The following is a 13,606-nucleotide window of genomic DNA, read 5'->3' on the forward strand; positions in this document are numbered from 1 at the left end:
TCTACTTCCCTCCTAGCTTCCTTTCTCGCTTTCCTGAGTTTTGTCAGTCAAGCAGGATCGGTAGTTTGTGGTCAGTTTGACTTCTTGACATTCCCCTGCTGGAAACTTGTCTTTGAACTGCAAAATGTTCCGAATCGTTGCTCCTCTGAAGCGGTACAAGCCCTGGTCATCGTCGCCCACGACACAGAGATTCGGCTGCTCTCCAGCAAGAAGGCTGACAATTTGCTCTTGGATAGTGTTGGTATCTTGGTACTCGTCCACCATCAGGTATTTAATCCTGGCGCGGAGATCAGCGAGGACAGATGGATTATGACGAAGCAGCTTCAATGCCTCAAACTGAATCGTTGAGAAATCTAAGGCGTTTTCTTCCTCTAAATGCTTTTGATACAGCGCATGACATTCACCGAGCGCTCTCACTTCCATGTCAGCAGCATTTAGAAGGGTATTGCCATCGATCGCTTCTTCGCTAACCGTGTTGACCCATTTCAGCAGGTTGGAGGACTTGTCCCAAGACGTTTGTTCCGGCTTACCGATTACCGCTTCAATGTCTGGAATCGCCGTATAGGTAGACAGTCGAGAGTACAGAAAATACTGCTGATCAAACTGATCCATCATCACAAAGTTGCGCTTGAGGCGGGTAAATTCCCGATGCTCCTCTAGCCAGCGCAGACAAATCGAGTGAAACGTACCCAAATACATCTCATTTAGGTTGAAACGAACATTGAGTTCGAGTAAACGATTAGAAATTCGGGTCGTGAGTTCCTGGGCCGCCTTATCAGTGAATGTGACAACCAGCAAGCTTTCAGGCGTTACACCTTTCTGAGTGATGAGATAAACAATTCGTTCAACCAGCGTGAAAGTCTTCCCGGAGCCAGGCCCAGCAATGATCAATAGTGCGCCCTCGGTACTTTCGATCGCTTGTCGCTGACTAGAATTTGCCCTGCTGGAAAAAGTGCTTTGAGCCATGAGAGAAAATCCTGTTGTCTAACAGAAAGAGCCGCACAAAAGTATTTGATTCTTACTTTTAGAAAGAATGATTAGCCAAACCAAGTAATCAACAAGGAATGATTGTTTTTTGACACATGAATTTGTGGACACTTATAGCGTCCTAAAACTCAAAAAAGGGGTTCTTTAGCCGTGCTTGATAACTGAATACCTTGCTAGCAGATCTTCGCCGTCTTTTCCCATCTGCTTAATCAAATCAAGGAGTAGCTTTTGAGCGAGGGAAGACGGTCGGGACTTCTTTCGCTCCCATCTATTGACAGTTGCAAAAGTTATTCCTAATCGAGACGCAAACTGCTCCTGAGTAAGGTTTAAGCGCTTTCTTAAGTCTCGAATTAAGTCTGAAATTTCCAGGGAATCGGTCACGAGTTTTTACGGAAGATCATTTATACGATGAGGTTAAAACCAGCACCCTATAGAGTCTGTTATAACGCTCACTGTGCTAACATTCCCAACTTTATGTAAACACCACACATACAAAATCAATTAACACAAGCTCTCACCCCAATCCTAATGATTTTAGTTGCAACTTTAGCAAGAAGATTTTGGTAATTTTGTTCTATTTTAAGACTTTGTTATTAATTAAAGATAAATAGAATCACATCCGCCATCAAACTCAATTTGGTGCGAGTTTTAGATGAATTGGTCTAGATGTTAACAGTCCCAAAATCTTTGACCATCGCTATCTATTGCTTCACACTCCCTACACATTTCCGTCTCCCCACCATCAGCACCCCAACCAACAACACCCCAACGATCGCTCCCGACTCAGGCACCTTGCGAAAACGAAAGATCTTCAGAAACGTGATCCCAGCCCTGTCCTTCGTATCCATCACCGTCAAGGCAACGTTGCCCGTCGTGGTTTCGATCCGGCTGGTCTGCCACAAACTAATCTGCTTCCCCCCATAACGGATCGTGGCAATCCTGCTGTTGATCATCTGGCTAATCTGCGTTCCATCCCAAATCAGAAACCTGTCCTTCCCCGCGGTTTCCATCGTCTCTAGCTGCCACGTCAGATCATAGGTTCCAGGCTGGATCTTGAACATGGCGAGACTTCCTTGAGTCCCATAGGCTGAAAGATTGGTATTGATCGCCCCTCCTAATACAGAAGCCGATTGAGATTTAGCCACTGTCCAAAGTTGGAGATACGGTGAGGTATCTGGGGTCAGCATCACATTTCCGAGCGTCGTTGCAGGTCGATACAAGCTTGCCGCCTGAACCGGAAGCGGAGCCAACAAAAGTAATGCCGTGAGAAGGAAGCGTTTCATGAGTCGAGGAGTAGCAGTCTTTCTTTGCTACAACGCTCAAACGCCTGACACAAGGGGGATTGTACAAAAACGTTTAGTAAATTAGTTTTTACGTCGGTAATCCCAGGGACGTTGATAATTGCCTGACCACACACCCTTTCTTTCTGACTTAGCGCGTTGTTCACTCGTTGAGATCGCGTCTCGATTGGGACAGGACTTTGAATATTTCTTGTACTCGTAAGCCAACCCACTCCTTACCTGTTCGCCGTTGAGATACTTTTCTTCTGAGCCAGACGTTTTCACAAACACTTCGCCAACAATGCGCCCATAACGATCGCGGTCTGTCTCCATCACCATCACTTGGCCTCTGGCTGCATCAATCAGCTTTTGCAGATTGGCTTTTGATTCCCTTCCAAAAGGCTGTCCTGACTCCGGCGCATCGATGCCGCAAAACCTTACCTTGTCGCCATTTTTTAGCACGATCGTATCGCCATCACTGACTCGCTTAACCTGATAGGTTTTAGTTTCAGGGAGCTGGCCCCTAGAACGAGCCGAGTAAGTTGCTGATGAGTTTTCATAGTCGGGTTTCGCTGCCTGGGATTTTTGCCATGCTTGCAAGCCGATCACGCTGGTAATGATCACGATCGCCCCAACTGGAATCAAATTCATCAACACTTTACGCTTCATCCGTGTTTCCCTCGATGTGTGCTTTGGGGTTTGGTTAATACAGGTTTCAGCATTCCCATTTGCGGGAAACCAACCCTAACTCTTTTGGTAAATCATGGATCTCAAAAAGCTTAGTGCGGCTGCACTTTTGGCGATGTCTACTCTGTCGGCTTTACCTGCTTCGGCTCAATCCTACTCTGGCTCCAACGTGTTCAAGACCATCAACCCCACAACAAATCAACCCGTTGTCTTTATAGGTGAGCAGTCTCCTAATGCCGAAATCGATGTGACTTTTACGGGAGCCGATCGATCTCGTCGTGTGTCCGCAAATGGATGTGGTCTAGTTACCTTAAAGGACACGGACTCTGCACCTTTGTCAGGTTTGAAGTCGGTAGACGGCATGACAATTAATCAGGCAACCCTACCCGTCCGATTGGCTCCTCGCTGTGTCAATGGTGTGTTGGAAGAAGCCCGTAACTCAGACTTTAAGACAGGTTTAGGGGATGTGATCTTGGTTAAGACTCCTAACACTTCCTACGAAGCGATTTACACAGCGGATGTTGTTCGGAAGGTTCGCGCCAACGCTTGCGGGTATGGAGCGCTGCGGGGCACGACTGCCGCTCCTTTATTAGGGACGACTTCGATCAAGATTGGGGCAGGTACAGCGACGACGATCAACGCGATCTCGACTGCACCCAGTGAACCACTTTGTCGAAATGGGGTTTTGTACACCCCTGAAGGAGCAGCTTGGAACCAATAGGTCAACTGTAAACGTTTTCAGTGTTCATTCCATCGCCTCCTACATAGGGGGTTTTTTTCTATGAGACGATTCAGATATTTCATCGTGGCCCTTCTGACTGCCCTTCTGATCAGCCAAACTGCCACCGCCCAAACGACTCAACAGGGACGCATCTTTAGAGACACCACGGGCGCAACGTTCCTTTATGGACTGCAACCCGGTGAACCAATTCAAGCAGCGTCCGACTTTGCACCCGCACGATACATCACCTCAAATACCTGCGGACTGCTGATCATCAAACGTTCTAAAACTAGACCTGTGGGCAAAATTCGTGTTGAAGGAGTCACGATCGATCCCAATCCCCTTCCGATTCAATTAGTTCCTTCCTGCAAAGGTGGACAACTGGAAGAAGCGCGATCGACTCCCTTCAAAACTTCCACAGGTGATGTCGTGCTGCCCAAAGTAGCGAATCGTCGCTATCAGATCTCAACCCTCGATCGTCCCCCGCTGCGAATCCTGAAAGCAAATCGCTGTGGCTTTTTGAGATTCCCTGATGGAGCATTGGGAGATCAGCCCGCTTTACCGACTACCACGGGTGGAATGGCTCGATTTCAGGTGTCTACGCTACCTTTATTTCCTCAACTGCTCTGTCAGCGCAAACAACTTTACATCCCGGCTAACTTTCCACCGCCATTCGCAACGTCGATCGCGCCCTTCAATCCTGACCAGTGGCAACCCAGCACTGAACCGACTGAGCAACCCAGTGGAAACGGGCAAGGGGGCGGTTCCCCTAGTGGCGCTCAACCTCCAACCATTAGCCCGATCGCGCCTCAAACCTTTAACGGCACCAACGAGAAGACCATCAGCTTTACGGTTTCTGATCCAGACACACCCCTTGATCAAATCCAACTAACGAGCAACATTGCCAACTTTCCGAATGATTTTGAGTACGGCAGGTTTGGTGGAACCGGGGCAAATCGAACTTTCACAGTTAAGCCCAAACGCTCATCCAGTGGCTTACCGCTCCAAATTTCAGCCAGCGACGGCGCGAATACGTCAACGCCTGCGACGATCGGGTATGGCTACTATGTGCCGCCTCTAGTCACAATTTGCCGGGATAGTGGGTTGACTGTGCCAGACTTGCGTCCTGGAGGGCAATATTACGTGGGTTTTGATTGGGGTAACGATGAGCCATCGGTGATCGCTAACGGAAATGGGATCGCTCGATTTGAAAATGTTGACTTCCCTGAGCCATATACTTCCGATGGCGCTCGTCGGGCCGTCATCTTCTTCATTGATCCTGAACACCCCTGGATAGAAACAGTGGTTCAGGCACCTTATTTGGCAGAAATCCCAGGCTGTTGATCATTTCTCACTTCCCCCTAGAACTTGTGCCATCTGCGATCGATCTCAGCTTCGCTCACATAGCCTTCCAGTTTCGAGGTTTTCTCATCTTTCAGGAAGTTGGGGCGACCTTCACAAACCTAGAAGGAACCGATGACTGTGATGCAAGGTAAGGATCGATCGCTTGCCTTAAAACCCGAAAATTTCTGAGAGTCTCATAGCGAAATATCACAATCCAGCCTTTTTATTAATAAGTGTTGCAGTGACTTGATCCCTTTGCTAGGGTATGCAGGTCGAATGATTACGGGTTAATTCTTGCAGCTAGGAGTTGTGTCTCATGCTTTACATCTTTGACTCTAACCCCATCCCCTGAATCCCTGAAGTGCGCTGTGGGGCTGGAAAGCAGCAGTCATAGATAGATAGGTCGATTGAGCGATCGTTGCGCCAATTCAGTCCCCAAAGACTTTCCTCAGCTTTTTTGCACCCTCAATCCGTTCAGCAAAGGCTGAGAACACTCGAACACCTCAGCATCGGAGGCTTTAACATGAATATTCAGGGAAAGACCGTTCTCATTACGGGGGCTTCTCGTGGCATCGGACGAGAGATCGCGCTGGAGTTTGCCAAACAGGGCGCACAGCGAATCATTTTAGTCGCCAGGACTCATTCACGCTTGATGGAAGTCGCCACCGAAATCATGGCTCTGGGTGCCGAAGCGGTTCCTCTGGCATTGGACTTGACCCAACCCGTTGAAGTAAACATCAAGGTCGCTCAAACGTGGCGAGATTATGGGCCAGTTCATCTCCTGGTCAACTGTGCCGGGGTTGCTCATCAAGTCCCCTTCTTACAGTCTCAACTGCCTCACATTCAAGAAGAGATGGCGATTAATCTAATGGGCATGTACACCATGACTCGGTTGATTGCGAGACGCATGGCCGTGCAGCGACAAGGAACGATCGTCAATGTCTCTAGCCTGATGGGGAAAATTGCCGCTCCGACGATGGCCACCTATTCAGCTACCAAGTTTGCCATTCTAGGGTTTACTCAAGCCCTGCGAAGTGAGCTATCGGATCACAATATCCGGGTCATTGCCCTTCTTCCCTCTCTCACCGATACAGATATGGTGAAGAACTTTCAGTGGTTCCGATGGGTGGTGCCGACAACTCCGCAAAAAGTGGCTCAATCCCTCGTGATGGAGCTGCAAAGGGAATCGCCAGAGATTTTAGTGGGCTGGCAAAGTCAGCTTGCTGTGTGGGGAAATCGTTTTATCCCTGGTCTGATGGAGAAGGTTTCAAAATTAGCGGCTCCCCTCTCTAACGAACATCATCTTGAAAGACTTCGAGAAGCTGGAGCCAACTCACGTTAGAGCAGTCTGTTAGATACAGGAGGCTATTTTCACTCTTCACCAGCCCCTAGAACGAGTCGCTTGATTGGAGCCGTTACGATCGCATTCGTGCCCAAGGTTTGCCTCTGTTACGGTTTACTTGGGTGAGGGTGCGATCGTGCTTGATTCGTTCTTGGAATGGAGGAATTGGGACGGATCACCTAGTCAAACTGGTTTCACAGTCTTTTGGAGGAGTTACCCCTCTTAACCTTCTCAGTTGTGAGTTCTTGCAACAGCCAGAAATACCATAACGTTCCGGTTGAGCGGCGGCTAGTAACCTTTGCTGCAACACCAAGATCTCTCAACAGTCCGCTCCAACCGGGTTTATGCCGCGCCGCTTCGCAGATCTATTCAGCTTGAATCCAACTTTTAGCAACAGCCATTCCAATACTAATATAGGGATGATCTAAAGACTCTTCAAAGACAACTTCATTGCCAGCCCGCAATGCACTCACAAGCCGACGCTTAAAGCTAGGAGTGGTTTCGTCACTAACGTAAGAAACCTTTTCAATTTCAGTAGCAGTTGGATCAGTAACCTCTAGCTGCTGAAGGAGTTGTTGGATTTCCTTAGCGGCTTCTGCAAGAGTTCTTTTCAGTTCAGAATTACCAAAAATATTGTGGACATAGACATCACCTCCAGCAATACTCTGGGATACATTTCCGATTACAATCCCACCTAAGTTTTCTCCAAAGCTTACACCTGAAATAGAGACGTTCTGAAAATCATTAAGAGCAACTATTCTCTCTTGTATCCCTAGTGCGGAATGAAAAGCTGGATGAACAATATACATCTTCTGTTGAGGAAGAGTTAAGTTAGGTAAGTTGTAGAAGAATACATAAGCACTATCGACTATCGCGCCAAGAAACCCAATATTGTAGAGGATTTGTAGAAGTCCATCTATATTTAAGGATTGTAATGTTGGATGAAGACGCTCTATTCTATCCTTTGCTTCCTGATACCGAGAGTCAAATTCATTTTTGTCAAAACTCAGCTTGAAACCTTGAAAAAGTCCGAACAAGACATCTAAATATGGATATTGAACAAGATATTCGCTGGCTAAGTCTCTCAATTTCTCAGCAGAATATTGAATTTCTGCTGTCAAAATATCATCTTCAGTTATTTTGCTATGTTGGTGATCTTGAGCTATCCGTAATGCTCGATTGCAAAATTGAATAGTTTCACGAGGTCTTCTCAAAGTTCTACTCAGGATGTATTTAAAGGAGTCTTGAGATCTAACCGATCTATCAAATACCTTCTCCCAGGTGTTATCAATTTTTTCGGGAGAATCAAAGTTGGTTGAGATTTTTACTCGATTTTCTATAAGCTGTTTTAAATCTCCTTCAGACCAGGCTAATCTTTCAGCAAGGCTATTAAGTTTATCAATATCGTGAAATTTAAGTACATCAAAGATATCAGAGCGTAGAAAAACCATGATTTTAGTCATGGGTAGCGTCTCATTCAAGATGTGAGTTGCTCTGAGTAGTCCGCTGATCATCAGTTTAGATTCTTCTGTATCATTCCAAACCTCATCTACTTTATCTATCAAGATTACTATCTTTATAGAATTTAGATGTCTCAGAAGTTTTTTCAATCTAACTTCAAATCTTGTCAGCGAATCCATTAGATCAATTTCTGACTCAACTTTGTTAGACTCTATAGCTCCTTCAAATCCTGCGAAACTTACAGAAACTTTTGAAAAGATTTTGAATAACCCAGACAAGTTTGAACCAAAATCGTTTTCAACTTCGCCCTGCTTCTTCAAAAAATCTCGTGCTGCTTTTAGGTCATCATTTAATTTATGAAGATTAGGAACTTTTAATTTGTCGAACAAATCAATAAATTCAAAGGTCACCTTCACAAGAAGAACATATTTCCAAGCTTGCAAATAAAGCTCTTCTTTATTAATAGAGTTGATCTTTAACGCTTGAATTTTCTGCTGAGATAAAGATTCAGGGGTCAACAAAGCTACTTTCATGCCCTCACTTTCAAAAGCATTCTTAAGTATTAGACAAGTAGCACTTTTTCCTGCGCCTTTTCGCCCAATCACTAATTCACTTTGATCAGCTTTGATTCTGTTATAAAGAGCAGTTTTGAGGAAGACCTTACTTAGAAAGCCTTGCTTGGCATCTCGTTCAGCATCGTCATTTCCAAATGTAAGCTTTCCAAGATCCACTCTTGCATTCATAACTTAGCTTTCCTAACTTTTCAAGTTGAGCGTAGCCTTATACAACCCTAAACGTCAATAATTAATGGTTGCAGTTGCTTAGTACAACATTGCGTCTCGCAGATACTACTAATCTGCTCCCCCACCGAGGATTGAGCGGCATAACTATTATTTGGACTGAAAGTTTCTGCCTAAGATCCCAAATTTAGTTACTTAGCCCGAATCTTTCCGCCTAAGTCCGAATCGAGCCACTTAGCCTGACGCGGTTTCCGCATAATACCCCTCGACAGGAACCCTAGCTGGAAATCTTCCATATTTCTTCCAAGAGAGAACCTGTTACCGTCCGCCTAAGATCCTAAACGACAGAATGACAGCGTTGGAACTCGCCGTGATGGAACCACGACCCAGAAAACTGCTTGAACAAGTCTCTGACCTGTTGTGAGTGAAACACTACTCATACCGCACCCAGCAGACCCACATTTAATAGATTCGGCGCAACAGCTTTCTCTGTATTCTGTAAAACCCAATCCCAGGTATTACTCCTCACCCGCCCCTAGAACGAGTAGCTTGATCCGCGCCATCTGAGATCGCATCCTCGCCCAATTTCTAAACGTCTCTGCCTTCTTCGCATCCAGTGCATTTAGCTGATTGAGATAGCTTTCAGTGTCGGATTCCCCAAACCGATAGCCCACCTCGATCAGCTTCATTTTAGTCACACTGCGCTTGGTGATTTCTTGTGAGATCTGAAAGTCACGCCGCACCACATCAAACTCTAAAACGGTGAGGATCACCTGCTCCCGAATCTTCGCCGCCAGGTCGCCCCGCTTGTTTTCGATCTCTGCCAGTTTGACTTGAAGATCCCCGATCGCAATCGATCGACTCTGTGCGGCCGCATCTCCCCCGGTGGCATTCCGAAATAACGGCACTCCAATTAGAGACAGAACATCATTGATCCCACTTACTGACAACACACCCAACAACTTATCTAAAAAGCCTCGTTTCCTCGCGGGCTGGCCTGCGGCTGCCGGGATCTCATCGACCTTCAAAAAGCTCTGTACCAATGGCTCAAAGACTCCTAACTTAACGGTCGCTTGATTATTTTTCTTTGCCTCTTCCACCTTCTGAGTGATGGCTTCGATGCGCTGGTCGATCGCTCTCAAAGTAGCCGAGGTTTGAACCGCTTGAGATTGCAGTTGTTTGATACACTCGTCCGTCGCTTCCAAACAAGGCAAATCACCCAGCATCAGTTTCCAGGTGTCCTCGCTCATTTTGAGTTGGATGAGACGATCCAGATTATCCCCCACTGGATTTAAGGGATTGGGGTCGTCCTTGAGTTCGCCACTTTCTGATAAGCCGTTGGTGTCAGGTTTAGCGGGCTTCTCACTGTCGCCGTCGGCTTCACTTAGCTCAGTCTCCTCATCGGGTGAAGCTGTTTGTATCGAAGGTTGGGGTGCTGGTGGGGTTAGCTTCTCGGTCTGAACGGCTGGCACCTTCGGAACGGGTAACTTTGTCTGTGCCTGGACGTGTTCTGAGATCGTTAGTGATAAGAGTAAGCTCAACGCTGAGATTCTTATCGTTCTGCCCTTCCCATCTAACTCGCTGTACTTTTCCTGCATAGGGCGCTTTCACCTGTGAGAGTTGATTTAGCTGAGTGTCGAGGTTTTGTAGTTGGATGTTGACCTGACTGAGTTGGAAGGTACGATCGCGTTCCTGCTTCTCCCATTCCTGCATCTGTCGCTGATACTCCAGGCGTTGTCGTTCGAGTTCGATGTCTCGTTTGCCTCGCTCTAATGAGTTTTCATATTGCTCTCTCTGATAGTCGCTTTTTGCCCGTTCTAATTTGGCTTTTGCGAGTTCTAGATCTGCTTTTGCCTGTTTCACATCCCGTTCCCGTTGCCGTCCGACTTCCTGTTCGTGAGGAATGGTACTAGGAGGTATCTCAGCCTGCATGGAGTCGAGTACTGCGAGTTTCTGTTGTTGTTGGAGCCAGCGTTGCTCGACTTGTTGAAAGGTAAGCTGTAAGCGGTCAATCTCTGCCACTTCCTGTAAAACATTGGGGGGTGGAAGGGCGGCCATTTCAGTCGCTTGCTTAGGTGCCAATGGTCGGATCGGCGGTTGATTGAGTCGCTGGATTTGGATCTCAACCTGTGCCTTCTGAGTTTCCAACCGTTGCCGCTCACGAGTGCGATCTGAAAGGACTTGACCTACTAAAACGGTGTCGCCCTCTTTCACCTTTAGATCTTCCGGCGCTGTCAGCGTCAATTGCAGCTTAAAGCGTCCCGTCCTCTGAATTGGGGTAGCCGTCGGTGAGGGAGTCGGGATGAGGGATGAGGGATGAGGGAGAAGGGATGAGTTTTGGGCTTGAGCCACACAGCCAGTTAGCAGCAAACTCACTGTAAATATTTTCAGTAGGGCACTCATTGAGGACGGGGACTAATCACTTTCAGGGTTAGTGTGCCCTTGCCCTAAAGTTAAGCGATAACGGCTCAAATCAGCCGCAGCAGGAAACTCCCACAGCATTTGAAGGTAGGCTGTGATCTCTGAAGCAGCGGAAGTGAAAGGAGAAAACGTTGCTGGGTTTCCTATGCCAACCGAACTGGCAAGATCGAGGACTGTTTAATCCAACTTATAAACCTGAACGCTTTCTTGTTCATTGGGGTCATTACGCGATACTAATGCGATCGCGGCTTCGGTGCTACTTAAATTGACGGGTTGATGGGGCACCCCATTGGGAATGAAGATGAAATCTCCCTCCTGGTTCACGACAGATTTAGAGAGATTTTCACCATAAAAGGTTTGTACGTTCCCTTTTAAGAGATAAATTGCTGTCTCAAATCCATCATGGAAATGCGGTTCTGCCTTTGCCGAAGGTGGGATAACGACAATGTTCATCGATATGCCCGTTGAACCAGTCGTCTTTCCAGAAATACCAACGTAGTTAGGCAATCGTTGAATCGTATCGGTTGTTTCTGACGGTCTGACCGTTACTATTTCTTGATCTAAATTCATGGGAATCCCCCGTGCATCTTGATGTTGGCTAGAATTGCACTCACCCTCAGCAGGTCATTCTGCATCATAACCGATCAACTCTTGGCGATCATTCGGCATGATGTTAGCCCTCTTCATGGATGAGAGACTTCAATTTCGTCAGTCAACTAGGACGCGGACTTATCACTTTCAGCGCGAGTGTGCCCGTTCCATACTGGTCACTTAATTGTTGAATTGTCTGTTCGATCGGGTGATGGTTCAAAACAGCAGTACTACCACTCAGAGCAGCCGTCTGAAGCTGATTCGGGATCATGGCAAATTGAACGCGCTCTGGTACGTCGATCGTCATCTGTCCCGTCAGCAAAATCAACGCGCCTGGATGGGCACTCATGACCTCTTGCAGCTTCGGGGAAACCTCCTCATCGTTCAAGGCCAGGCTGATCACCTGAGTTGTAGCAGGATTGCCCAGCGTCGGGGTGACTCGATCTGCAAGGATCTGCTTACCCGTTTGGTAGATCCCTTTGCCATCGCTGACCACAAACTCACTGCCCTCAATTGCCACGATAAAAAACCGCCCATCCACACGGGTACGGTCGGTTGCCCAAATGCCGTTGATCTGAGCATAAATATGATTGCTCGATGCCTTCTGGTTGTACACATCGACCGCAGCTTCCCGCATCCCTAACGCCTGCACCACATTTTGAGTGATCCCGCCTCCAGTTGCCGCATGGACACCCACCAACAGGAGGACGATCGCCAAACTCAAAACCCAAAGTTCTGTCGCGCTGCCCGTTGTGATCCGCCTTCTCGGATTGGCCACACTCACTGCCCAAACAGGATACGGGTAAAACAGCATTACGCCCTGTTTGGTAAAACAATCACTAAAACACGCCAACAGATGACCTAATGGGAGCGCTGCCCACACGCTGATATTTTGAGTGAGATAGCCGATCGCTAGACTGAACGCCGCGATTCCCAAGGTCGCTAACAGGCTGTGGGTGACGGTTCTGTGAGGATAACGCTCCTCAATCCAGTTGCTGATGGGGAAGCAGATTTTACCGATCGTGCTAGTCGAGGTGTCGATGTCTGGAAGTTGACTACCCACTAAAGACAAACAGAGTGCCAAAGGGTCAGCGGTTCCAAGGATTAGACTGACTCCAGCGGTTGCGATCGTGGCATGAGTAATTGACATCATCGCTTCACATCCTCAAACTGCTGCTCAAAGAGTTCAAGAATCTCAGCCTTCACCCCTTCTGGTAGAGCGTCCCACTTCGGATCATTGGCAAACAAGACGACAAATCTGCCAAAACAAGCGTAATCTTCAATCTCATACTCAGCCAGCTTCTTGAGCAGCTTATCAACGTTCTTCATTGCCCTAACCGTTTTCTTGCACCCCTAACATGCCCCAACTGTTTAAGCGCCATCGCTGCCACGAGACAGACCCCACCCGTGATGTAAAGACCTCTATTACCAGTGCCCAAACCAACAAATCGGACGACGGCAAACGAAAATAATGCGGCAATGATCACAGGCATAATCACCACATATTGAGTGTGTTCGACGCGATCTTGCTTCATGCCCAACCGCTCACGCTGGATGACTTTTCGAGCGATCATCTGATTCCGACCTGCCAGCGTTTGAAGCTCTGCCAACCGTCCTTTCGTGACTTGCAGCCCCAGGCGATCGGCTTCCTCCTGCATCACCTGTCGAATCAGTTGATCATCTGGCAGATCTAGCTCGACTTCCAACAGCCCCAAAAACATATCCTTCATTGGATTGATGGGGCAGAAGGCGATCAGTTTTGCCCCTTGCCCAATCACATCTTCCAACCAATAGCGCACACTTGCCGGGAGCCGTTTCGCTTCAGGTAGAAGGATTAAGGTGTCGTCTCTGAGGTTGGACAGGATCTCTTCCTTTAACTCATCAATGGTGAGCGGCTTCCCGCCTTCGTCGTTGCCTTCATCGTCAAAGCTAGTGGCTTCGATCGGGATGTCTAACTGTTTAGCAAGCGATTGGAAAAACTGTTTGGTACTGCCTTTGTAAGTAGTGACAGCCACAGCAAATTCGCCCTGCA

14 protein-coding genes are annotated in these 13,606 nt (G+C 47.5%); 3 read left to right on the forward strand and 11 right to left on the reverse strand.

Annotated features, from left to right (window positions below; translation table 11 throughout):
* Positions 1-12: 12 nt before the first annotated feature.
* From ACJ2PR_RS32425 to ACJ2PR_RS32440, 4 genes are all read right to left on the reverse strand, one after another.
* The gene (locus ACJ2PR_RS32425) at positions 13-966 is read right to left on the reverse strand and encodes an ATP-dependent helicase (protein WP_446880105.1); all 954 of its coding nucleotides are present in this window, start codon (positions 964-966) and stop codon (positions 13-15) included.
* A 165-nt stretch (positions 967-1,131) separates the two neighbouring features.
* On the reverse strand, positions 1,132-1,368 hold the full coding sequence (locus ACJ2PR_RS32430; protein ID WP_446880106.1) for a helix-turn-helix domain-containing protein: 237 nt from the start codon (positions 1,366-1,368) through the stop codon (positions 1,132-1,134).
* A gap of 320 nt (positions 1,369-1,688) precedes the next feature.
* Positions 1,689-2,270: a PEP-CTERM sorting domain-containing protein gene (locus ACJ2PR_RS32435; RefSeq protein WP_446880107.1), complete on the reverse strand. Its 582-nt coding sequence runs from the start codon at positions 2,268-2,270 to the stop codon at positions 1,689-1,691.
* 81 nt (positions 2,271-2,351) lie between these two features.
* Complete coding sequence (locus ACJ2PR_RS32440; protein ID WP_446880108.1) at positions 2,352-2,936, reverse strand: thermonuclease family protein; 585 nt, start codon at positions 2,934-2,936, stop codon at positions 2,352-2,354.
* 94 nt (positions 2,937-3,030) lie between these two features.
* Here ACJ2PR_RS32440 and ACJ2PR_RS32445 point away from each other — a divergent pair, with 94 nt between their 5' ends.
* The 3 genes from ACJ2PR_RS32445 (at position 3,031) to ACJ2PR_RS32455 (ending at position 6,361) form a co-directional block, all read left to right on the forward strand.
* The gene (locus ACJ2PR_RS32445; RefSeq protein ID WP_446880109.1) at positions 3,031-3,675 is read left to right on the forward strand and encodes a hypothetical protein; all 645 of its coding nucleotides are present in this window, start codon (positions 3,031-3,033) and stop codon (positions 3,673-3,675) included.
* Positions 3,676-3,735: 60 nt separating this feature from the next.
* Positions 3,736-5,019: a hypothetical protein gene (locus ACJ2PR_RS32450; RefSeq protein WP_446880110.1), complete on the forward strand. Its 1,284-nt coding sequence runs from the start codon at positions 3,736-3,738 to the stop codon at positions 5,017-5,019.
* A gap of 523 nt (positions 5,020-5,542) precedes the next feature.
* Positions 5,543-6,361, forward strand: a complete 819-nt coding sequence (locus tag ACJ2PR_RS32455; protein ID WP_446880111.1) for an SDR family NAD(P)-dependent oxidoreductase — start codon at positions 5,543-5,545, stop codon at positions 6,359-6,361.
* Between the two features lie 365 nt (positions 6,362-6,726).
* On the opposite strand, the gene ACJ2PR_RS32460 is transcribed toward ACJ2PR_RS32455, so the two are convergent.
* From ACJ2PR_RS32460 to ACJ2PR_RS32490, 7 genes are all read right to left on the reverse strand, one after another.
* Positions 6,727-8,565 (reverse strand): P-loop ATPase, Sll1717 family, encoded by a 1,839-nt coding sequence (locus ACJ2PR_RS32460; RefSeq protein ID WP_446880113.1) that lies wholly within the window; start codon positions 8,563-8,565, stop codon positions 6,727-6,729.
* A gap of 515 nt (positions 8,566-9,080) precedes the next feature.
* Positions 9,081-10,034 carry a hypothetical protein gene (locus ACJ2PR_RS32465; protein WP_446880114.1) on the reverse strand — a complete coding sequence of 318 codons (954 nt, stop codon included), beginning with the start codon at positions 10,032-10,034 and terminating at the stop codon, positions 9,081-9,083.
* Positions 9,961-10,965, reverse strand: coding sequence for a hypothetical protein (locus ACJ2PR_RS32470; protein WP_446880115.1), 1,005 nt, complete (start codon positions 10,963-10,965; stop codon positions 9,961-9,963). The genes ACJ2PR_RS32465 and ACJ2PR_RS32470 overlap by 74 nt, the downstream gene beginning before the upstream one ends.
* 195 nt (positions 10,966-11,160) lie before the next feature.
* Positions 11,161-11,553, reverse strand: a complete 393-nt coding sequence (locus tag ACJ2PR_RS32475) for a cupin domain-containing protein (RefSeq protein ID WP_446880116.1) — start codon at positions 11,551-11,553, stop codon at positions 11,161-11,163.
* A gap of 142 nt (positions 11,554-11,695) precedes the next feature.
* The gene (locus tag ACJ2PR_RS32480) at positions 11,696-12,727 is read right to left on the reverse strand and encodes a metal-dependent hydrolase (RefSeq protein ID WP_446880117.1); all 1,032 of its coding nucleotides are present in this window, start codon (positions 12,725-12,727) and stop codon (positions 11,696-11,698) included.
* A complete protein-coding gene (locus ACJ2PR_RS32485) occupies positions 12,724-12,903 on the reverse strand; it encodes a hypothetical protein (RefSeq protein ID WP_446880118.1) in 180 nt (59 codons plus the stop codon). The genes ACJ2PR_RS32480 and ACJ2PR_RS32485 overlap by 4 nt, the downstream gene beginning before the upstream one ends.
* The coding region (locus ACJ2PR_RS32490) for a hypothetical protein (protein ID WP_446880119.1) at positions 12,900-13,606 on the reverse strand (707 nt) is incomplete at its 5' end. The genes ACJ2PR_RS32490 and ACJ2PR_RS32485, both read right to left, overlap by 4 nt.

This window comes from Phormidesmis sp. 146-33 (genome assembly GCF_052939515.1).